We start from the raw sequence: 20,110 nt of genomic DNA, 5'->3' as shown, positions 1-20,110 counted from the left end.
TGCTAGACCCTTTCGATGATTTTTTCGCCAAACAGCCCCTGCGGCCTGAACACCAAGAACAACAAGGCCAGCACATAGGCGAACCAATTTTCCGTCGCACCACCCACCATTGGGCCGATCAGAAACTCGAACAGCTTCTCGCCCACGCCGATGATCAAGCCGCCCACGATGGCCCCCGGTATAGACGTAAAGCCCCCCAGCATCAGCACCGGCAACGCCTTCAATGCGATCAACGACAGCGAAAATTGGACACCGGATTTGGCCCCCCACATCACACCTGCGACCAAAGCGACAAAGCCCGCAATGGACCACACCAGCACCCAGATAAAGTTCAGCGAAATGCCCACGCTGAGGGCGGCTTGGTGGTCATCCGCCACAGCCCGCATCGCACGGCCCTGCTTGGTATACTGCGAGAAGGCAACCAAAATGATCACCAACACAATCGCCACCACAGCGGCTACAATATCCAACTGGTCGATAAAGAAACCATAGAAGTTCTCGGTACCTAAGAAGGCCGTGTTATCCTCGATCCAGAACGAACCGCCTTGAGGCAGGCCGATATCCAGCTTCTTGATCTCGGAGCCCCACATGATGTCCCCGAACCCTTCCATGAAATAGGCCAGACCAATGGTCGCCATGAACAGGATAATCGGCTCTTGGTTCACCAAATGGCGCATCACAAACTGCTGCACACACCACGCAAGGCCGACCATAATCAGCATCGTCATGATAATCGCGGCCACAGCAGGCACATGCCAGCCAAAGTGATGGATTTCCGTCCCAAAGATCGCGTTGATCAAATGGGCAAAGGGCACTTGTCCTTCCATGATACCCACCAAAGTCAGCGCCGCAAACAGCGCCATAACCCCTTGGGCATAGTTGAAAATCCCCGACGCCTTAAAGATCAGAACGAACCCAAGGGCCACCAAGGCATACAACACCCCTGCCATCAGCCCGTTAAAAACAACTTCCATCGCAAACAGAAACTGGTCAGACATCAGCTTGTGCCCCCTTGGCAAAATTCATTCTGTATATCCGTGCTGGCGATCACGATCTGCAAATCGGTGCCATTGCGGCTGAAAGCCCCACCGCTCAGGTACAGCCCGTCCTCACAACGCTCCAAACCTGCCCGCACAAAGCGCGGCTGCGCGTCGGGCACTTGGGTGTAGGCCTTGTCGCTGACCAATCCAGCGAACTGAGCGGCAATCGCATCCACATCCACTTCCGCCAAGCGGCCCCAAGTCACCACGCAGGTCCGCGAAAACTGTCCGCCACCCGTGTCCTCATCCATGGCCAGTTTGATCGGTGCACCAGTTGGCGTGTAAATCGCCACATAGCGATAGGACATATTCGGTTGCGGATAGCCGCCCGCCGGATTGCCAAAGGACGGCACCGGATTACCGCTCAGCGCGTAATCCTCGCAGCCTTCAACCAAGTCTCGCAAATTGGTTGCCGCTGCGGGCGTGGCCAAAAGTATGGCACCCAGCCATACAGCTGCCATACGCCTGCCATATGCTGTATAGCACCCCGATTTGCGCGCCAAATTCCGGGCAAATTTAATCATGCGCAACACCCAGATAGGCATCAATCACCGCCTGATTGGCCAGAATTTCCGCAGGCGTCCCGTCGCCAATCTTCTTGCCGTAATCCATCACCACAACGCGGTCCGACAGGTCCATCACCACGCCCATATCATGCTCGATCAGCGCAATGGTGGTGCCGTATTCATCGTTCACATCCAGAATAAAGCGGCTCATGTCCTCTTTTTCCTCGACGTTCATCCCCGCCATCGGCTCGTCCAGCAGCAGCAGTTTCGGCTCAGCGGCCAAAGCCCGCGCCAGCTCAACACGCTTTTTCAACCCGTAAGGTAAACGCCCCACAGGGGTCTTGCGGATGTGCTGAATTTCCAGAAAATCAATAATTTTTTCAACCGCTTCACGATTTTCGGTCTCTTCCCTCTGCGCCTTGCCGCGCCACATCGCCTGTGCCAAAAGCCCCGTCTTCATATTGGTCAAACGCCCGGTCATGACATTGTCCAACACTGACATGCCCTCAAACAAAGCGATGTTCTGGAACGTGCGGGCAATCCCCTGACGGGCCACCTCATATGGCTTCATCGATGGGCGCTTGGATCCACGGAACCAAACCTCACCCTCCTGCGGATGATAGAACCCAGAAATGACATTCAGCATCGAAGACTTCCCAGCCCCGTTCGGCCCGATAATCGCACGGATCTCGCCTTCGCGAATATCAAAAGAGATATCCTTGATGGCAACCACACCCCCAAAACGCAGGGTGATATTGCGCATCTCCATCATCGTCCCACCAATAGTGCGACCATCTGCGGTGACATAGTTATCTTGTTGATCAAGCATAATTATTTCCCATCATTCCGCCGCCATCGCTTGACCGGACGCAACTGCCGCATCCTGCAACACCAACGTCGCGGAAATCGACCCCTTGCGCCCGTCCTCATAGGTCACTTCGGTCACCGTGCTGACCTCAGCCGATCCATCGTACAGCGCGTTAATCAAATCCGCGTATTTCTCTTCGATGATCCGGCGGCGCACTTTGCGGGTGCGGGTCATCTCACCATCATCCGCATCCAACTCTTTATGCAGCACAAGGAAGCGATGAATTTGACAGCCCGACAACATCTCATCGGCCGCAACAGACCGGTTCACCTCGGCCACATGTTCACCAATGGCCTGCAACACTTGTGGATGCTGCGACAGCTCTTGGTAGGAGGCATAAGCGATATTGTTGCGCTCGGCCCAGTTTCCGACCGCCGTCAGATCAATGTTAATAAAGGCGGAACACATCGTACGGTCCGCACCGAACACTACGGCCTCTAGAATATTGGGAAAGAACTTCAGTTTGTTCTCGACATATTTTGGCGCAAAGAGCCGTCCGTCGGCCATTTTGCCTACGTCCTTGGCGCGGTCGATAATACGTAAATGTCCACTGTCTTCTTCAACAAAACCTGCGTCGCCCGTCGCTACCCAACCCTCGGCATCCTTGGTATCAGCCGTGCTGTCGGCATTCTTGAAATACTCCACGAACACGCCGGGCGAGCGGTAAAACACCTCGCCATTATCAGCAATTTTCAACTCAACCCCGGGCGAGGCGACACCAACCGTATCAGATCGTACCTCCCCATCAGGTTGCTGCGTGATAAACACCGTGGCCTCGGTCTGGCCATAAAGCTGCTTCAGGTTGATCCCCAACGAGCGGTAGAAATCAAAGATTTCAGGCCCAATCGCCTCACCGGCCGTATAGCCCACACGCACACGGCTAAAGCCCAGCGTGTTCTTCAAAGGCCCGTAGACGAACAGATCCCCCAGCTTGTATTTTAAGCGGTCCATGCCGCTCACGGGGCGGCCATCCAATAGGTCAGGCCCCACTCGTTTGGCCACGGCCATCCCCTTGTGAAACAACCACTTTTTGAAGCGGCCCGCATCTTCCATACGGATCATCACATTGGTCAATTGGGTCTCGAACACACGAGGTGGCGCAAAATAATAGGTCGGCCCAATCTCGCGCAGGTCCGTCATCATAGTGTCCGGGCTTTCGGGGCAATTGACACAAAAACCCGTCCACAACGCCTGACCGATCGAGAAGATGAAATCGCCAACCCACGCCATAGGCAGGTAGGCCAAAATTTCGTCACCTGCGCGCAACCCATCGAAATCGCTGGAGTTTTTGGAAGTCTCGATGACATTGCGGTTCGACAATACAACGCCTTTGGGACGTCCCGTTGTACCCGACGTGTAAAGCATGACACATGTATCGTCGTAGGTTTGTGCCGCGATCCGTGCGTCCATCACCGCTTGAAACTGACCAGCCGCCGCGCGGCCTTTGGTTTGCAAATCCGCATAAGACGTCATAGCCGCATGATCATATTTTCGCATGCCACGCGTATCGAGATAAACGATATGTTCCAAACCCGGTAAACCATCTTTGACATCAAGAACCTTATCGACCTGCTCCTGATCCCCGACAATTGCGAACCGCGCACCACAGTGATCCAGCGCATAGGCAATCTCTTCTGCGGCGGCATCTTGATAAAGCGGCACCGGCACAGCCCCAACAGATTGCGCCGCCATCATAGCCCAATACATCGCAGGCCGATTGCGACCCACGATGGCCACATGATCGCCTGTGTCGGCCCCCAACAGCATCAAGCCCAAAGCAAGGTCATTGATCTGCTCTGCAGTTTCCGCCCAGGTCCAGCTTTGCCAGATGCCAAATTCTTTCTCGCGGTAGGCAGGTTTGCCCCCGTGTTTTTCGACGTTTCGCTGCAATAGACGCGGTACACAGACCAGCGCCCCTTGGGGTGCGGATTGATCGGTCAACAGTTATTTCCTCCCTGCCGCTTTTTGCGCGGCATCCAGATTTTCTCTGGCCTAGGGGTTCATACTGCGAGGCATTCGACCGTTTCGTCAAATTCTTTTTTTGAACGTGCGTTCATTTAATCGGTTGAAGCACCCGAAATCCGATCTTGCCACCGTCAAAGAGCCGCCCTACTCACGTCATATGACCGAATTGATTATTGTACGCCACGGCCAGGCCAACTCGGCCGCCAAAGACGCCAAAAGCTATGACCGCCTCAGCGACTTGGGCCATCAACAGGCCCGCTGGTTGGGGGCTCATTTTGCGCAAACCAATCCGCATTTTGATGAATGCAAAAGTGGAACACTACAACGCCAACGCGCCACTTTAGAAAGCATGGGCCACGCCTCGGACGGGACGGACACACGCCTAAATGAATTTGACTACTTTGGTTTGGCCCAAGCTATGTTGGACAAATTTGGCATTCCAATGCCCCAAGACAATGCAGATTTCGTCCGCCACGCTCCGCAACTCTTAGCCTATTGGCAGCAGGGACAAATCGGTGAAGGTCAGGAAAGCTTTGCTGATTTTGAAACGCGTATCATGGCCGCTTTTGCGGATTACGCAGACCACGGCGGGCGCATTTTACTGGTCACATCGGGTGGGGTGATCGCCATGTTTTTGCGAAATCTTTTGGGCCTCGACAACGATGGACATGCGCGAATTATGTTGGCTACGATGAATTCATCCGTGCACCGGGTTGTGCATGTTCATGGTGAATATATTTTGTCCGGCTTCAACGGAATACCACACTTGGAGGCCGCTGATCGCGCCCTGTCGAGGACATTCGTGTGACCACTCATCTATGGATTCGTGCAGAAGAACGCCCCAATGAAGCACGCGTTGGGATAACGCCCGAGGGATGCAAGACGCTGTTGCAACAGGGTTTTGATGTGACTGTTGAGCAAAGTGATCAACGTAGCCTTCCCATCGCCGACTATCGCGCGGCGGGGTGCACCATCGCGGCCCAAGGATCTTGGCGTGAGGCCCCAAGGGATGCGATCATCTTTGGCCTGAAAGAATTGCCAGCCGATAACAGCCCACTGATCCATCGTCATGTTATGTTTGGCCATGCTTACAAAGGGCAGCCCTCAGGGCGGCTTTTGCTTGACCGATTTCAGGCCGGGGGTGGGACGCTTTATGATCTGGAATATCTTGTAGATGCCAAAGGCCGGCGCGTTGCGGCCTTTGGATATTGGGCAGGCTACGCAGGGGCGGCCGTTGCGCTGAAATGTTGGGCAGCACAACAACTCGGACAGATTTGCGGACCAGTTCAACCCTATGCCAGCGCCAATCATCTGCTCAACGACCTTCAGACCGAACTGGTTCTTGCGGGTCCATCACGCCCAACGGCCCTAAGCATTGGCGCATTGGGGCGCGTGGGAACGGGGGCTGCTGATCTGTGCGAACTCATGGGTGTGCCTGTGACCAAATGGGATATGGCCGAAACCGCCCATGGTGGACCATTCCCTGAGATCCTGCGCGCAGATATCTTTTTCAATTGTATTTTGGCGCGCACCGGCACGCCAGTTTTCGTGCCAGCCTCGGCCAAGACTGCGGCCCGCCGCCTGTCCGTGATCGGGGATATCGCCTGCGATCCCGACAGCGATTTTTCACCGATCAAAGTCTATGACCAAGCAACCAATTGGGACACACCAGCACGACGCGTGCATGACAAGCCTGTCCTGGACGTTACAGCCATCGATAATTTGCCATCGCTCTTGCCAGCGGAAAGTTCGCAGGATTTTGCCGACCAGCTTTTGCCATCGCTTCAAACCCTAGACGCCTTGGATCAAGGCGTCTGGGCTCGTGCGGTGGCGATGTTCACTCGATCTCTTTAGGGCGGCGCAAACGCTTGGGGCGCGGACCCGTGTCTGGGCGCAAGTTCGGCTGCGATAGAACGGGTGTTTTGCTGGACACGTCTTGTCGGCTTTCGCGCCAAACGACGAACAGGCCACTGCTGATAATGATCGCGGCCCCGGCAAAAACCCATATGTCGGCCGTGTCATCAAAGAACAAAACCCCATAGAAAACGGCCCAAAGGATCTGCGAATATTGAAACGGGGCCACAAAGACTGCAGGCGCATTTCGATATGCCACAATGATAAACAGCTGCGCTATGATTACTAAAAAACCGACCGATGCCATGAGGCCCAAATCGCCAATCTCTACAGGCACATAGACAAATGGCAGCACGCAGCCCATGACGATCAGATTCCCTAAAGCGGGATAAAATAATAGCACGGCACTGCGTTCTTCCTTGCCGATCCGGCGCACGATGATCGAACTGATCGCACCCCCACAAGCCGCCAAGAGGGCTGCCGCATGGCCCAGTGTGAATTCCGAATACCCCGGGCGCAACACGACCAAAACGCCAATCAATCCAACCACAACAGCAATCCAACGTTGCAGGCGCACGACCTCGCCCAAAAACGGAATAGACAGAACCGTGACCAACAATGGCGTCGCAAAAATCAGGGCGTAGGCTTCGGCTAAGGGCAGCTTTGTAAAGGCGTAAAAGGCCCCCGCCATGGACACCAGAGAGGTGATAGTGCGCAGCCCGACCTGCCATGGATGGTGCGGCCGGAAATTGTCCATTTTGCTGTCCATCGTCATCATCAATGTCATTGGAATGAAGGCAAACAGCCCAGAAAAGAAGATGATCTGAAAGATCGAATAGGACATGCCCAACGATTTGACGACGGCGTCGTGGCCAGAGAAAAGTCCAAAGGCCAAAAGGGCAGCGCCCATGCTCACATAAGAAAAATTTGGATTAGATTGGGACACTATACAAAATTCGGACTAGAAGAGATGTTTGCGCTATCAGTTGCAGCCTAGCCCGAATTTGTAAACAGGCCCCTAGCGAAAGATCCGATAATACAGCCAATCCGGCATAAACTGGCTGACGCGGAATAGAAGGGAAAACAGGGTGGGGAAGCTCTTTTTGAATTTGGTGGATCGCATGTGATCCAACATCTCTTGCGCGGCCTGCGCAGGTTCCATGATGAACGGCATGGAAAAATCATTCTTGTCTGTAAGGCGCGTCTTGATGAACCCCGGGTTGGCCACTTGGACCCGCACACCTGTGTCTTTGAGGTCCGCAAACATGCCTTCGGCCAGATACATGATCCCCGCCTTGGAGGCGCCATAACCAATCGTTCCCGGTAGGCCACGAAACCCTGAAAGGCTGCCCGTCAGAACGATGTGGCCTTCATCCTTGGCAACCATTTTGGGCACGACTTCACCCAAGACCCGGGCAGCACCGGTCAGATTGATATCGAACATCGCATTGACCGCCTCGGCGTCCCATTCAGTGGCTTTTGTGGGCCAATAAACCCCGGCAAGAAACACAAGCCCATCAATATCACCAACGGTTTCGGCAGCTTCGGCAACGCTACCTGCATCCGCGATATCTACGGCCACAGCCGATGCCGCATCGCCCAGCTCGCTGGCCAGAACCTCAAGCTTATCCAGACTGCGAGCCGAGACGATGACCTCGGCGCCCGCCGCGACTAAGGTTCGGGCAAGGGCCGCGCCCAAGCCATCACTGGCACCGACCAGCCAATAACGTTTGCCCGAAACACTGGGCATCAGGCGGTCTCTTTACGGCGCATGGTTGCAACGATTTCAGCCACCTTGATCCCGTATTTGCGAAATTGGCTGCGGTTGATGATCGAGCCGCTTTCCACCAAATACATCCAGTCAACCGTGTCTAACACATGACCACCACTGGCCTTAGGCAGCTTGAATTTGTAATTCATCAAAAACGCAGGCCCCACGGCACGGCCATGGCCAGTGCCCACAACGTCAGGTGCGGTTGCCTTGACACTGCCGTCGTTGCCCATGGTCAGGGTCCATTCACGATCCTGCGTGTCACCGTTGTCGTAAACAAACCGCTCTGTCATGCGGCCAACGTTACCATCCCATTTAGCGTGCATATCCGCCACGAAACGGCTGCTGATTTTGCCAGTGGGACCGTAGATCACGCCTTCACACAAAATGTCGCCATTCAGTTCTTTGCGCAGGTCGAACTCGGGGCCCTGGCCTGCAAAATCGTCGGGCTTTTGAGAAGAAAAACTGGTCAACCGTCGGACAAGATAAACCAAAGCAAAGGCAAGTGTTGCCCCTACAGCTGCAAAAAATATTCCGTTCATTGAGGTCTCTCCTCGAGATGCGTTGTGGCCAAAAGAGCCACAGCGATAAGTTTTAGTACACAGGGAACGACGGCATAGAGTACCGTCAGCATCCAAAGTGCGGATTGTGAATTTTCGGCCCCAGATTGGAACCCAGCGGCCTGCAGCAATGGCAAAAGACTGACTGCTGCGAAGGCGAGCGTAAATTTAGAGACGAACGACCAAAGGCCAAACGCTTGCGTTGCATTCGGCGCAATGCGCGCCATACGATTGGCAAAAATTGCGGGCAACAAAGTCATATCAGCACCCAATGCCGCGCCAGATGCCACACATATAATGGCAAATGCCACAACATCGCCCGTGCCCAACGCCGCCGCAAAGGCAAAGGCAAATATGGCCAACACCATACCCACAAGCAGGGCGTATTTCGCGCCGATCTCGCCAGCGATGCGCCCCCAGACGGGAGCAGAAATCGCAGCAGCCAAAAAGAACAGCAGCAACAGCGGACCCTCAGCCCCTACGGCGCCAAGACGTCCTTCGACGAAAAACAAAAACAGAGTGGACGACACAGCAACAGGCGTGGCGTTGACCAAAGCAAGGATCAAAAGCCGCCGCGCCAAAGGATCAGACAAAACCTGAGCAAAGCCGCTTTCACTGTGTGGCAGGCTGTTGGACCATTCACGGCGCATGGCAACGCCCGCCAGGATAGCCAACCCTGCGAACGCCACGGCAAACGTGCTAAACGGTGCGTCGGTCAGGATCATAAAGGCCGTGGGCGCAACGGCGGCCACACAAACGCCCAATAACGCGCCCGTCTCGCGCCAACTGGCCACGCGCAGATATCCACCACAGCCCATAGTCTCGGCCGTCAGCACGCCTTGGGCATAGAAGTTGATGGTCAAAAAGCTAAACCCGGAGAACAACCCAGTCAGACACAAGGCAAACCACCACAACGGCGCAATCGGTGGTGCAATCGCAAACAGCCCCAGCATCGACAGGGCCATAATTCCAACACCCAAGGCAACAGCCACACCCCGCAGGTCCCCCAAACGCGCACTCAACCAACCCAGAACCGGATCCTGAACAACATCGATCAGGCGCAATCCAAAAAGGACCGCCCCTAGGGACGCCAACGTCAAACCGTATTCATCCACGTAGAATTTTGGCGCGTGGATATAGATCGGCAGGCCAGCGGCGGCCAGCATCGCTGCAAAAAGGGAATACTGAGGCAAGCGGCGAGAGGTCATCGCGACACCTCGCTGCCCGGCGGTTTGGGATGCGGGCGATACCGTGCGCCTTTTGCCCAAAGCTTGAGCGCCTGCCAATGGATCAGGCCCAACACACGTCGCGAACCAAACGGTCGGCGCAAACAAGCATATAGAATGCCTGCGTTGGTCAACGGTTTGCGCGGCCCCGTCAGCGTGGCCAACAACCCACCATTGCCACGGCTATAGTCAATCCAAATGCCAATTTTGTCGGCCCGAATATCAAACCGGAACTGGTAGCCCCCTTCGATAGGTTGGAAGGGAGAAACGTGAAAAATCTTTTCTGCCGTGAGCGTATCCTCGGCCGTGATGGGGGCCTTGTCATCCCGGTAACACAAATAGGAGTGTCGATCGCCAAACGTGTTGCTTACTTCGGCAATCACAACCCGCAACTGATCCTGCGCATCATAGGCCAACCAAAAGCTAACAGGATTGAACACATGACCCAAGATACGCGGCTGCGCCAACAGCATCAGCCGACCATCGGTCTCCAAACCATGAGTGCGCAGAACATCCCGTGCCCAGATCGCGCCAATCCCTTCATGTGGAAGACCGCCGTGATCACTGTCCAGCAAAGACGCCAGACCACCTTTGTTGCGTCCAAACAGACGGGGGGCGGCAACAGGCGCTTCCGCATCTAACAACACGTAATCAATAGAGTACCGAAAGGCATTCTTGATCGCGCCGTGGCGTCCGTGGAACGTCGTCCCCGAGATATGATCAACCGTATTGATCACTCGGCTGCCACCGAAAGGCTATATTGCGGACGTATGGCCTCGACCACGTCCACAGCACTGCTCAGGCCATCCTCGTGGAATCCATTTTTCATCCAAGCCCCACAAAACCACGTACGGTTGGTCCCGTTGAACGCTTTGACGCGTTCTTGGGCAGCCATCATAGCTGTGTCGTAAACGGGGTGGTGCAGGGTGACCGTATCCCAAATCAACGCGTCCTGAATAGGTCGTGTCGAATTGAGGGTGACAAAGTAATTATCGGGGCTTGCCACGGGCTGAAGCGAGTTCATCCAATATGTCAGATCGATCGTGTCATCGCGCTTGGCGGGGCTTTCCGTGTACATCCAAGAGGACCAGACACCACGGCGCTTGGGCATGATCGCCTCGTCCGAATGCAACACCACGTCGTTGGGTTGATAGCGAATATCGCGCAGAGCCGAAGCCTCCTGCGGGCTGGCATCCCCTAGCAGGGCCAAGGCCTGATCCGAATGAGTTGCCATGATAACTTCGTCAAATTCTTCGACGGGTGCGCCAACCGTTTTCACCTGCGCCCCAGTGAGTGAGCGCGTCACCGATTGCACATCCGCACTTAGCCGGAATTCTACGCCACGACCGCGCAGCGATGCCTCAAGACGGCGCACATATTCAATGGAGCCACCCTGCACCGTATACCATTGATGCTGTCCGGTAGTGTTGAGCAATGCATGGTTTTTAAAAAATTGGACCATTGCATGGGCCGGAAAATCCATGATTTTATTTTTTGGTGTCGACCAAATCGCCCCCGAAAAAGGCAGGAGATAATAATCACGAAACCATTTCCCGGTTCCCAATTGCTGCAAAAGTTCGCCGACAGTTATTGTTTTGTCTTGCGCAACACGTTCAGCATGTTTGTTGAAATAGAGAATATCGCTGACCATTCGCAGGAACATCGGATTGGCCCAATTGCGCTTTTGCGCAAACAAGGCGCGCAGGCTTGCGAGGCCATATTCGATACGCCCACCGTCGATTGACGCGCCAAAACTCATGTCACTTTTGGCGACGGGAACGTCCAATTCGTCAAAAAGAGCAGTTAAATAGGGGTAATTTGCGTAGTTAAAGACAATAAACCCGGTATCCACTGCCACGTCACGGTTTGGGCCTGCCATCTTTGTGCGTGCATGTCCCCCCACCCGATCCTCGGCTTCAAACACTACCACTTTGTGATCTTTGGCAAGCATGTGAGCTGCCCCAAGGCCCGATATTCCGGCCCCGATCACGGCAATGCGCTTTGCTGGGAAAGCGCTGGTTTCTAGTGGCATAGTGTCAATCTCCGTTTACACATCTAAGTGTCTGATTTAAGGGTAGTACGGGGCAAGAGTGCAAGCGGATTAAACCACAGCAAAATTAATTTTGTTGGTGATCCAATCAGCGCCACGCGGCGTATAGTTAGTATGAGAACGCAAAACATGCCCTCGCCCAAAGCCGCACCGCCCATGCCAGTGACCGCACTTGCGGTCACACAGACGGCGTCACGCGTCAGTACAGAGGAACGCGAAGTGCAACAGGCCAGCACGGCTCGGCAAATGTGGTTGGAAGAAATGCTTTTGGTGCGTGACCAACGCGACCAAGAGGCTTTTGGCATCCTGTTTCGTCACTTTGCCCCAAGGGTCAAAGCGTTCTTGATGAAATCTGGCTCTACTGGGGCCATGGCCGAAGAGGTCAGTCAAGACGTTATGGCCACTTTGTGGCGCAAGGCACATCTCTTTGATCCCACGCGGGCCTCGGTGGCCACGTGGATCTTTACCATCGCACGCAATCGCAAGATTGACGTGTTGCGCAAACAACGACGCCCCGAACCAGAAGATTTGGTCTGGGGCCCCGACCACGAGCCTGACCAAGAAGACGTCATGGCCCTACAACAAGAAACGGCACAATTGGGCGACGCCCTGAAGCAATTGCCGGACAAACAGAGAGAGTTAATCGAGCGTGCTTATTTCAAGGACATGTCACATAGCGAAATTGCAGTCGCGACGGGCCTGCCCCTCGGCACGATTAAATCCAGAATACGTTTAGCGCTGGAACGCCTGCGCCACGTGATGAAGTGAAGAGTACAATGAAACAGATCAGACATCATCTAACCGACGATTTGCTTATGGCCTATGCCAGCGGCAACTTGCCTGAGGCGCTAAGCCTTGTTGTGGCCACGCACATCAGCATGTGCGACTCCTGTCGTGCACAATTGGCCAGCTTTGACGCCGTTGGTGGCGAACTGCTAGACGATCTAGAGGCTGTGACCATGTCCGATGGCGCATTGGGCGCGACCCTAAAGCAGATCATGGATGCGCCCGCTGAAACCACTATCCAGCGACCCAAAGCCGACAGTCTGTTCCCTGCCCCGCTGCAGGATTATGTCGGCGCTGACTTGGACGCGATCAAATGGCGTCCGATGGGTATGGGCGTGCGTCAATCACTGATCAAAACATCAAAAGGCGCAAGTGTGCGTTTGCTGCATATCCCTGCTGGCTGCGCCGTGCCCGATCATGGGCACCACGGCACCGAACTGACACTGGTTTTGCAAGGAGCGTTTCGCGACCATAATGATCGCTTTGGTCCCGGTGATATCGAAGTGGCCAACGAGGATTTGCACCACACACCCGTTGCCGAAGACGGCGTGGATTGCATTTGCCTCGCGGCGAGTGATGCACCCCTCAGCTTTAACGGGATCCTGCCCAAGATTGCTCAAAGGTTCATGGGTATATAACCTGAACCACACACGATTAAATTGGGGGCCATGGCCCCCTTTTTCATGTGTTTTTTTGATTTTCCGCGATCATAGCAATCATCTCGAACATGACAGCCCCTGCTGTGCGCGCTGTGATCATATTGCTGCTGTCGCGTGTCGGCATCAGACAGACCACATCACCGCCCACAATATTCATGCCGCGCACAGATTGCAGAAGGGCCATCGCCTCATCGATTTGAAACCCTTGCTCGCCCGGTTCTAGGTTGGACACACCCGGCGCTACTGTTGGGTCCAAACAGTCCAAGTCAAAAGTGATATAAACAGGTTTGCCCGCCAATCGCGCTTTGATCCGTTCAATCACTGCAACAAGCCCGATCTGACGAAACTCTTTCATCGTGACCACATCATAGCCATAGTCATAGCTGGGTTGCAGCCAATCCAAAGTGCGTGGATTGCCCCGAATGCCGACCTGAATAGAGCTGTGCGGATCGACTTGGCCCTGATCCGCAAGATAAGCGCCCCAATGGGCAGCCGACTTCTTGGCCCCCAGAAAATGCGGCACTTTGGTAAAAACATCCGTATGGGCGTCCAAATGCAAAAAGCTAACGGGCTGACCATCGGTCAAAACCGAGTTGGCGATGCCTTGAACAATCCCGCCGGTCACTGAATGATCCCCACCGATGGAAACGGGACGCGCGCCAGCGGCGGCAATCGGTTTGAAATACTCGGTGATGCGTTGAATGCTGGCTTCGTTATCGTTGAGTTCCGGCAAGGGCACATCGCCCAGATCGTTGATCCGGCAAGCTGTCCACGGATCAAGCCCCATATCCATATGCACGCGGCGCGCTTGGGCTGACACATTACGCACTGCCCGCGGGCCCAGATGTTGATCGCGCTCGGTCGTGCCATTTCCCGACGAATGCGGCACCCCAACAAGGGCAATGTCGGCTTTGGCAGGATCAGGATCAGCCGGACAGCGAAACAGCGTCGGGATCCCCCACCAATATAGGTTTTCCATCATCCGCTCTTCTGGGCTGCTCATGATCTAATCCTTGGGTTTGCTCAGCGGAACCACAGTATTTTCGGCCTCTTCGATCTCCGCAAAATCAAAGTTATCTAAACGATTGGCCCGCTTGCCTGCCTTTTCTGCTGATATCTTGATCTCGGCCACATCTTTGGCTGCCTGCCCAAAGTGCCTATCCAAATTGTCAACGCGGGTCACAAGGCGATCCACATCTCCGCCCAACAGTGACAATTCCTTGCGGATCGCACCGGCCTGTTCGCGCATACGGGCGTCCTTGAGGATCGCGCGCATGGTGTTCAACGTCGCCATACAAGTAGTGGGTGAGACGATCCAGACACGGGCGGCAAAGCCTTCGCGCACGACCTCAGGCAACCGCGCATGCAGTTCGGCATAGACCGCCTCAGACGGTAGAAACATCAACGCCCCATCAGCGGTTTCACCTTCAATCAGGTATTTTTCCGAGATGGCTTTGATATGAACTCGGACGGCGGATTTAAGCGATGAAAGCGCCCGCCCTGCGTCTTCTTTCGTCTCGGCTGCGACAAGGGCCTCATAGGCCTCCAACGGGAACTTTGCATCGATCACAATTGGGCCCGGTGGATTGGGCAAATGGATCAAACAGTCGGCCCGCTTGCCGTTCGAGAGAGTATGCTGAAACGCATAGGCATCCGCAGGCAGCGCTTTGGACACAATATCCTTGAGCTGGATTTCCCCAAAGGCACCGCGTGTCTGTTTATTCGACAAGATATCCTGCAACGACAATACATCACCTGACAGTTTTTCGATATTGGTTTGCGCCTTGTCGATGGTGGCCAGACGTTCCTGTAACTGGGTCAGGCTTTGCGTGGTTTGCTTGCTGGATCCATGCAGCGTGGCGTTCATGCGCTCTTGCATATCCGACAGGCTGCGTGCGGATTTCATCGCATTCTCGGCCAGTTTATCCTGCATCTGCCGCTGCACTTCTGCAAGGCGCACTTCCATAGTTTGGATCACTTGGGTCTGCGCCTTGGCCTGTGTCTCGGACACAGTTTGGATATTGCCCGACAGTTGCGCCTGCCCCGCCCCGAGGTTCTGCACATCATGGGTCATACGCCCCATATTTTGCGCCAAAAGCTCGACCATTTGCACCGACCTCCCCGCGCGTCGTACGGACGAAATCAGCAAGATAAGAACCAACAAAACGACAATAGCCGCAATTAGAAGGCCCAACGTCAACGGGTCTTCCAGATTGATCTCAAACGTTCCAATCTGGATCATGAGCGGCCAAACAAGCGTTCGATGTCGGTCATTTTCAGTTCCACATAAGTCGGTCGGCCGTGGTTGCATTGGCCTGAATGTGGCGTGGCCTCCATCTGGCGCAGCAGCGCGTTCATTTCATCCGCCTGCATCCGCCGCCCTGTACGAACCGACCCGTGACAGGCCACGCGGCTCAGGATCGCCTCAATCCGAGCTTGCACAGTCTCACTGCTGCCAAGATCGTGCAATTCATCCAAAATATCTTGGATCATCAAGGCCGCATTGACCTCGCCCAGAATTGCGGGGGTCTCTCGCACGGCAATCGCACCGCCACCAAAGGGTTCGATCCCAAGACCGAATTTGGCAAACTCTGCCGCGTGTTCCAAAATCAAGGCACAGTCACTATCGCTCAATTCAACAATTTCAGGGATCAACAGCGCCTGTGCCGCGACGCCATTGTCCGCCATCTGTGCTTTGAGATCCTCATAGACCAGACGCTCGTGAGCGGCATGGGCATCGACCAAAATCATTCCGTCCGCCGTTTGGGCGACAATATAATTTTCATGCAACTGCGCCCGGGCAGCCCCTAAAGGAAAGTCGTGCAAAGGCACCTCGGGTTCCGGTTCTACCCGCGCAGTGTAGCTGTGCGGAGCCTCTTGGAACGTAGGCGCCTGCATTTGAAACGACGCTGTGCGCGCGCCCAAGGACGGCCGATCCATTTGATATACCGGTGCCTGAGGTGCCTCTGGTCGCAGCGCGCCCAGCGTTGCATCCGCCACGGTGGTCGAGGCGCGGTGGCCTGCCTCAGCCAAGGCATGCCGCAACCCCGACACGATCAAACCGCGCACAGAGCCTGCATTGCGAAACCGCACTTCGGACTTGGCCGGGTGCACATTCACATCCACCAATTGCGGGTCGCAGTCGATAAACAAGCAGGCCGCTGGATGACGATCCCGCGACAAGAAATCCATGTAAGCCCCGCGTAGGGCCCCGATCAGCAGCTTGTCACGCACAGGACGTCCGTTGACAAAAAGGTACTGCATCACCGCAGATCCTCGCGAAAACGTCGGCAAAGCGGCATAACCAGTCAGGTGAAAACCCTCGCGTTCTGCATCAATTTTTAGAGCGTTGGCTGCGAAATCTTTGCCAAGGACGGTCTCCAAACGTCCATGCAAGGCTTTGAACATGTCGCCGGTTCTTGCATCCGCGCGAAAGGTCACGCGGCCGTCCCCGCCGCCTGAAACATCACGCAAGATTACTGTGACAAAGGGTTCCGCCATGGCCAAACGTTTGACCACATCAGCAATCGCTTGAGTTTCGGCGCGATCAGATTTCAGAAATTTCAACCGCGCTGGTGTGGCGTAGAACAGATCTGTCAGCTCAACCGTGGTGCCCGATTGCAACGCCGCCGGGCGCACAGGCTGGGCGTGCCCTCCCTCGACACGGATCATGGCCGCATCTTGGCCCCTTGCCCGACTGGTGATCGTCAAACGACCAACGGCCCCCAGTGATGGCAAGGCCTCGCCCCGGAACCCAAAGGAGTTAATCGCAAGCAGGTCCGAGCCGTCAATTTTGCTGGTTGCATGTCGCGACAATGCCAAAGGCAAATCGCCTGCGGGGATCCCACAGCCATCATCGATGACGCGGATTAGGGTTTTGCCACCATCGGCAATCGCGACCTCGATCCGGGTGGCGCCGGCATCTATCGCATTCTCAACCAGTTCTTTGACGGCTGAGGCCGGCCGTTCCACGACTTCACCTGCGGCAATCCTGTTGATTGCCGCGTCATCCAACTGCCGGATTACGGGTTGGGCGCTTATTTTGGGGTCGTCATAGGCCATGCTACTAGGTGTAGCATGGCCCCTTGCGATTCTGCCACTGGATTAATTGGTGGATTCGAGGCCTTCTGGCTGACCAACCACAACAAAATGCAGGTCCTCCGGGCGCAATATGCGTGCCGCCACGCGATTGGCTTCTTCGAGTGAGACCGCATCAATTCGGTCATTGCGTGTCGCGATATAATCAATCGGGAGGCCTTGCATCTGCATCCCCACCATGATGTTCGCAATCGGCCCATTGCCATCAAACCGCAGCGGATAGGCCCCCGTCAGATAGGTCTTGGCGCGGTCCAACTCGTCCTGGGTCACGCCATTTTCCGCCATCCTCGCCCATTCATCACGGATCACCAAGATCGCTTCGGCAATGCGATCATTGGCACTCGCCACCTGGCCCATATAAAGCTCGGCGTGGTCTTTGGGCACCAAGAACGAGTAGACGCCATAGGTCAAACCACGCTTTTTGCGCACCTCTTCCATCAGGCGCGCCTCAAAGCTGCCGCCACCAAGGATAACGTTCAAAACATAAGCCGCAAAGAAATCCGGATCGTCCTGCGCGATCCCCTCGTGCCCAAAAAGGGCAACGGATTGCGGTGTATCAAAAGGAACAACAGTCGTACCGGCGGTTAATTCCAAGGTCGCACGCATCGGCATAGGCGCGCCAGTTTCCGGCAAATCACCCAGCAGATCATCCAACAAAGCGCCAAGTGCCTCGGGCGTGATATCGCCCACAGCCCCCACAAACAGACGATCCTTTGCAATGATACGGTCTTTGGCCTCGAACATATCGTCGCGGGTCAACGCCGTGACGCTTTCAATGGTCCCGTTTAACTGTGAGGCATAGGGATGATCGCCAAACGAGATTTGATCAAACGTGGTCCCAGCAATTTTGTTTGGATCCTTTGCATCAGATCGCAAGCCCGACAAAACCTGTTGGCGCACGCGTTCGACCGCATCTTCGTCAAAGCGCGTCTCTGTCAGGGCCAAACGCAGCAAATCAACTGCAGCCTCTCGGTTTTCCGTAAGAAACCGTGCCGAGATGGACAGCGCATCGTCGCTGACATCAAAGCCATAGCTGGCCGCAAGGGCGTCACGGGCCTTGGCAAATCCGCGCGCGTCCAGATCGCCCGCCCCTTCTTCAATCAGTCCCGTCATCAGGTTGATCGCCCCTCGCTTGCTGGGCACATCAACCGATGCGCCCCCAGCAAAACGAATTTCAAGGGCGGTGAAGGGGATGGAATGTTCTTCAACCAACCACGCGGTAATGCCCCCATCCGAAACGACTTCTTGGATCTTTACCTCAGCGCGCAAGGGCAGGGTGGCAAGACAAGTGACCGCAAGGGCCAGTACTAAACGGATCATTGTGTGACCTCCTGACGTTCGGGTCGTTTTAGATAGCCAGTGACTGCATTGGACCGGTCAAAGACAGTTTCAGCTGCTGCTAGAATATCCTCTGGCGTGACCGCCTGCAAAATCTCGGGCCAATCTTGAATGTCTTGCACGGTCAAACCACTGGTCAAAGCCGCGCCATACCGGCGGGCTAAGGATTGCACATTGTCTTTTGCATAGATCTGGCTGGCGCGCAGTTGCATTTTGAGGCTGTCGAGTTGTTCCACATCAATCGGTTCGTTCATGAATTCGGCCACAGCAGCGTCTAATGCGTCCTCCGCATCCTCAAGCGAGACACCTTCCGAGGGCACGATCACCAAGCCGAAATTCGTGTCATCCAGACTTTGGCCATTGTAAAACGCAGCGGTGTAGACGGCGGTTTGTTCTTCAAATTGCAGTTTCCGACCCAAGGCTGACGTGGCCGCATCGCCGCCCAGCAATTCCGCCAATAGCGTCAGAGCGGCGGCTTGGGTTTGCGCGCCGCTGTCGCGTTCAGGCGCAAGATAAGTGCGGATCACATAAGGCTGGGCCACACGGGGGTCTGCAAATTCCAAACGGCGCTCGGCGCGGTGCGGCGGTTCTTGCGGGCGTTCGCGCGGCTGCAAGCCTTCCGTTGGGGCCAACACCCCGTAATAAGTCTGCGCCAATTGCTTGACCTCATCAGGGTCCACATCACCTGCAACGACTAAAATCGCATTATTCGGGGCATAGTATTCTTTGTAGAACGCCAAAGCATCGTCCAGCGACAACTGCTCCATCTCGTGCTTCCATCCAAGGATCGGAACGCCGTAGCGATGGTTCATATATTGTGCCGCACGTCGCTGTTCACCAAACAAAGCGCCGGGATCGTTTTCTGTGCGCTGATTGCGTTCTTCCAGGATCACTTTGCGTTCTGTGATCACATCATCTTCGGTCAGGCGCAGGTTGCGCATGCGGTCTGCTTCCATGCCCATCACCAACTCAAGCCGGTCCGCGGCAATCCGTTGGAAATAGGCCGTATAGTCCCAACTGGTAAAAGCGTTATCACTGCCACCATTTGCGGCCACAACCTTGGAAAACTCGCCGCTTTCCATGTTATCCGTTGCTTTGAACAACAAATGTTCGAGGAAATGGGCGATGCCTGACACGCCTTCGGGTTCGTCAGCAGCGCCTGCGCGGTACCAGACCATATGGACCACAACGGGCGCACGATGATCTTCGATCACCACCACATCCATGCCATTTTCCAAAGAAAAGGTTGTAACGGCCTCTTGTGCGATGGCGGGTGTCGCCAAAAGCAAGGTCGTCATAGCCAACAAAAAGCGCCGCATGCAAATACCTCCAATGATAGGGGTAAGCTACGCTTGATTAACAAAGGTTCAAGGGCGCTGGCGGTTTTGT

At 55.1% G+C, this 20,110-nt stretch carries 19 protein-coding genes; 4 read left to right on the top strand and 15 right to left on the bottom strand.

What is annotated here, in order from left to right; genetic code table 11:
• Positions 1 to 2: 2 nt before the first annotated feature.
• Genes ACIRQ6_RS00250 through ACIRQ6_RS00235 form a run of 4 tightly spaced genes read right to left on the bottom strand, consistent with a single transcriptional unit; the run spans position 3 to position 4,355 of the window.
• On the bottom strand, positions 3 to 998 hold the full coding sequence (locus ACIRQ6_RS00250; RefSeq protein ID WP_420862129.1) for a branched-chain amino acid ABC transporter permease: 996 nt from the start codon (positions 996 to 998) through the stop codon (positions 3 to 5).
• The gene (locus ACIRQ6_RS00245) at positions 998 to 1,501 is read right to left on the bottom strand and encodes a hypothetical protein (protein ID WP_420862128.1); all 504 of its coding nucleotides are present in this window, start codon (positions 1,499 to 1,501) and stop codon (positions 998 to 1,000) included. The genes ACIRQ6_RS00250 and ACIRQ6_RS00245 overlap by 1 nt, the downstream gene beginning before the upstream one ends.
• A 55-nt stretch (positions 1,502 to 1,556) precedes the next feature.
• Positions 1,557 to 2,375 carry an ABC transporter ATP-binding protein gene (locus ACIRQ6_RS00240; RefSeq protein WP_420862127.1) on the bottom strand — a complete coding sequence of 273 codons (819 nt, stop codon included), beginning with the start codon at positions 2,373 to 2,375 and terminating at the stop codon, positions 1,557 to 1,559.
• 12 nt (positions 2,376 to 2,387) lie between these two features.
• Complete coding sequence (locus ACIRQ6_RS00235) at positions 2,388 to 4,355, bottom strand: AMP-binding protein (RefSeq protein WP_420862125.1); 1,968 nt, start codon at positions 4,353 to 4,355, stop codon at positions 2,388 to 2,390.
• A gap of 181 nt (positions 4,356 to 4,536) precedes the next feature.
• On the opposite strand from ACIRQ6_RS00235, the gene ACIRQ6_RS00230 reads away from it, so the two are divergent.
• Together ACIRQ6_RS00230 and ACIRQ6_RS00225 are read left to right on the top strand one after the other, a co-directional pair.
• Positions 4,537 to 5,187 carry a histidine phosphatase family protein gene (locus ACIRQ6_RS00230; protein WP_420862124.1) on the top strand — a complete coding sequence of 217 codons (651 nt, stop codon included), beginning with the start codon at positions 4,537 to 4,539 and terminating at the stop codon, positions 5,185 to 5,187.
• On the top strand, positions 5,184 to 6,233 hold the full coding sequence (locus ACIRQ6_RS00225; protein WP_420862123.1) for a saccharopine dehydrogenase: 1,050 nt from the start codon (positions 5,184 to 5,186) through the stop codon (positions 6,231 to 6,233). The genes ACIRQ6_RS00230 and ACIRQ6_RS00225 overlap by 4 nt, the downstream gene beginning before the upstream one ends.
• On the opposite strand, the gene ACIRQ6_RS00220 is transcribed toward ACIRQ6_RS00225, so the two are convergent.
• The 6 genes from ACIRQ6_RS00220 to ACIRQ6_RS00195 form a co-directional block, all read right to left on the bottom strand.
• Positions 6,217 to 7,179: a DMT family transporter gene (locus tag ACIRQ6_RS00220; protein ID WP_420862122.1), complete on the bottom strand. Its 963-nt coding sequence runs from the start codon at positions 7,177 to 7,179 to the stop codon at positions 6,217 to 6,219. The two genes, ACIRQ6_RS00225 and ACIRQ6_RS00220, sit on opposite strands and share 17 nt — an antisense overlap.
• A 72-nt stretch (positions 7,180 to 7,251) precedes the next feature.
• Entirely contained in the window at positions 7,252 to 7,983 is a 732-nt protein-coding gene (locus ACIRQ6_RS00215; RefSeq protein ID WP_420862121.1) for an SDR family NAD(P)-dependent oxidoreductase, read from the bottom strand.
• Entirely contained in the window at positions 7,983 to 8,546 is a 564-nt protein-coding gene (locus ACIRQ6_RS00210) for a DUF3833 domain-containing protein (RefSeq protein WP_420862120.1), read from the bottom strand. Before ACIRQ6_RS00210 ends, ACIRQ6_RS00215 begins: the two co-directional genes overlap by 1 nt.
• Positions 8,543 to 9,772, bottom strand: a complete 1,230-nt coding sequence (locus tag ACIRQ6_RS00205) for an MFS transporter (protein ID WP_420862119.1) — start codon at positions 9,770 to 9,772, stop codon at positions 8,543 to 8,545. The genes ACIRQ6_RS00210 and ACIRQ6_RS00205 overlap by 4 nt, the downstream gene beginning before the upstream one ends.
• Positions 9,769 to 10,527 (bottom strand): DUF1365 domain-containing protein, encoded by a 759-nt coding sequence (locus tag ACIRQ6_RS00200; protein ID WP_420862118.1) that lies wholly within the window; start codon positions 10,525 to 10,527, stop codon positions 9,769 to 9,771. The genes ACIRQ6_RS00205 and ACIRQ6_RS00200 overlap by 4 nt, the downstream gene beginning before the upstream one ends.
• Positions 10,524 to 11,822, bottom strand: a complete 1,299-nt coding sequence (locus ACIRQ6_RS00195; protein WP_420862117.1) for an NAD(P)/FAD-dependent oxidoreductase — start codon at positions 11,820 to 11,822, stop codon at positions 10,524 to 10,526. The genes ACIRQ6_RS00200 and ACIRQ6_RS00195 overlap by 4 nt, the downstream gene beginning before the upstream one ends.
• 132 nt (positions 11,823 to 11,954) lie before the next feature.
• On the opposite strand from ACIRQ6_RS00195, the gene ACIRQ6_RS00190 reads away from it, so the two are divergent.
• Positions 11,955 to 12,608 (top strand): sigma-70 family RNA polymerase sigma factor, encoded by a 654-nt coding sequence (locus tag ACIRQ6_RS00190; RefSeq protein WP_420862116.1) that lies wholly within the window; start codon positions 11,955 to 11,957, stop codon positions 12,606 to 12,608.
• Positions 12,609 to 12,616: 8 nt separating this feature from the next.
• A complete protein-coding gene (locus ACIRQ6_RS00185; protein ID WP_420862115.1) occupies positions 12,617 to 13,264 on the top strand; it encodes a ChrR family anti-sigma-E factor in 648 nt (215 codons plus the stop codon).
• Positions 13,265 to 13,307: 43 nt separating this feature from the next.
• Here ACIRQ6_RS00185 and ACIRQ6_RS00180 read toward each other — a convergent pair whose 3' ends face one another.
• The 5 genes from ACIRQ6_RS00180 to ACIRQ6_RS00160 are packed head-to-tail and all read right to left on the bottom strand — an operon-like array spanning position 13,308 to position 20,040.
• Positions 13,308 to 14,288, bottom strand: coding sequence for an arginase family protein (locus tag ACIRQ6_RS00180; RefSeq protein WP_420862114.1), 981 nt, complete (start codon positions 14,286 to 14,288; stop codon positions 13,308 to 13,310).
• 3 nt (positions 14,289 to 14,291) lie between these two features.
• Positions 14,292 to 15,527 carry a DNA recombination protein RmuC gene (locus ACIRQ6_RS00175; RefSeq protein ID WP_420862113.1) on the bottom strand — a complete coding sequence of 412 codons (1,236 nt, stop codon included), beginning with the start codon at positions 15,525 to 15,527 and terminating at the stop codon, positions 14,292 to 14,294.
• On the bottom strand, positions 15,524 to 17,347 hold the full coding sequence (mutL, locus tag ACIRQ6_RS00170) for a DNA mismatch repair endonuclease MutL (protein ID WP_420862112.1): 1,824 nt from the start codon (positions 17,345 to 17,347) through the stop codon (positions 15,524 to 15,526). The genes ACIRQ6_RS00175 and mutL overlap by 4 nt, the downstream gene beginning before the upstream one ends.
• 42 nt (positions 17,348 to 17,389) lie before the next feature.
• Positions 17,390 to 18,703 carry a M16 family metallopeptidase gene (locus ACIRQ6_RS00165; protein WP_420862111.1) on the bottom strand — a complete coding sequence of 438 codons (1,314 nt, stop codon included), beginning with the start codon at positions 18,701 to 18,703 and terminating at the stop codon, positions 17,390 to 17,392.
• Positions 18,700 to 20,040, bottom strand: coding sequence for a M16 family metallopeptidase (locus ACIRQ6_RS00160; protein WP_420862110.1), 1,341 nt, complete (start codon positions 20,038 to 20,040; stop codon positions 18,700 to 18,702). Before ACIRQ6_RS00160 ends, ACIRQ6_RS00165 begins: the two co-directional genes overlap by 4 nt.
• Between the last annotated feature and the right edge of the window lie 70 nt (positions 20,041 to 20,110).

It is taken from the genome of Algirhabdus cladophorae, assembly GCF_044772865.1.
Classification (GTDB): domain Bacteria; phylum Pseudomonadota; class Alphaproteobacteria; order Rhodobacterales; family Rhodobacteraceae; genus Algirhabdus; species Algirhabdus cladophorae.
The sequence above is the reverse complement of the archived record's forward strand: the minus strand, read 5'-3'. Positions and strand labels throughout refer to the sequence as shown.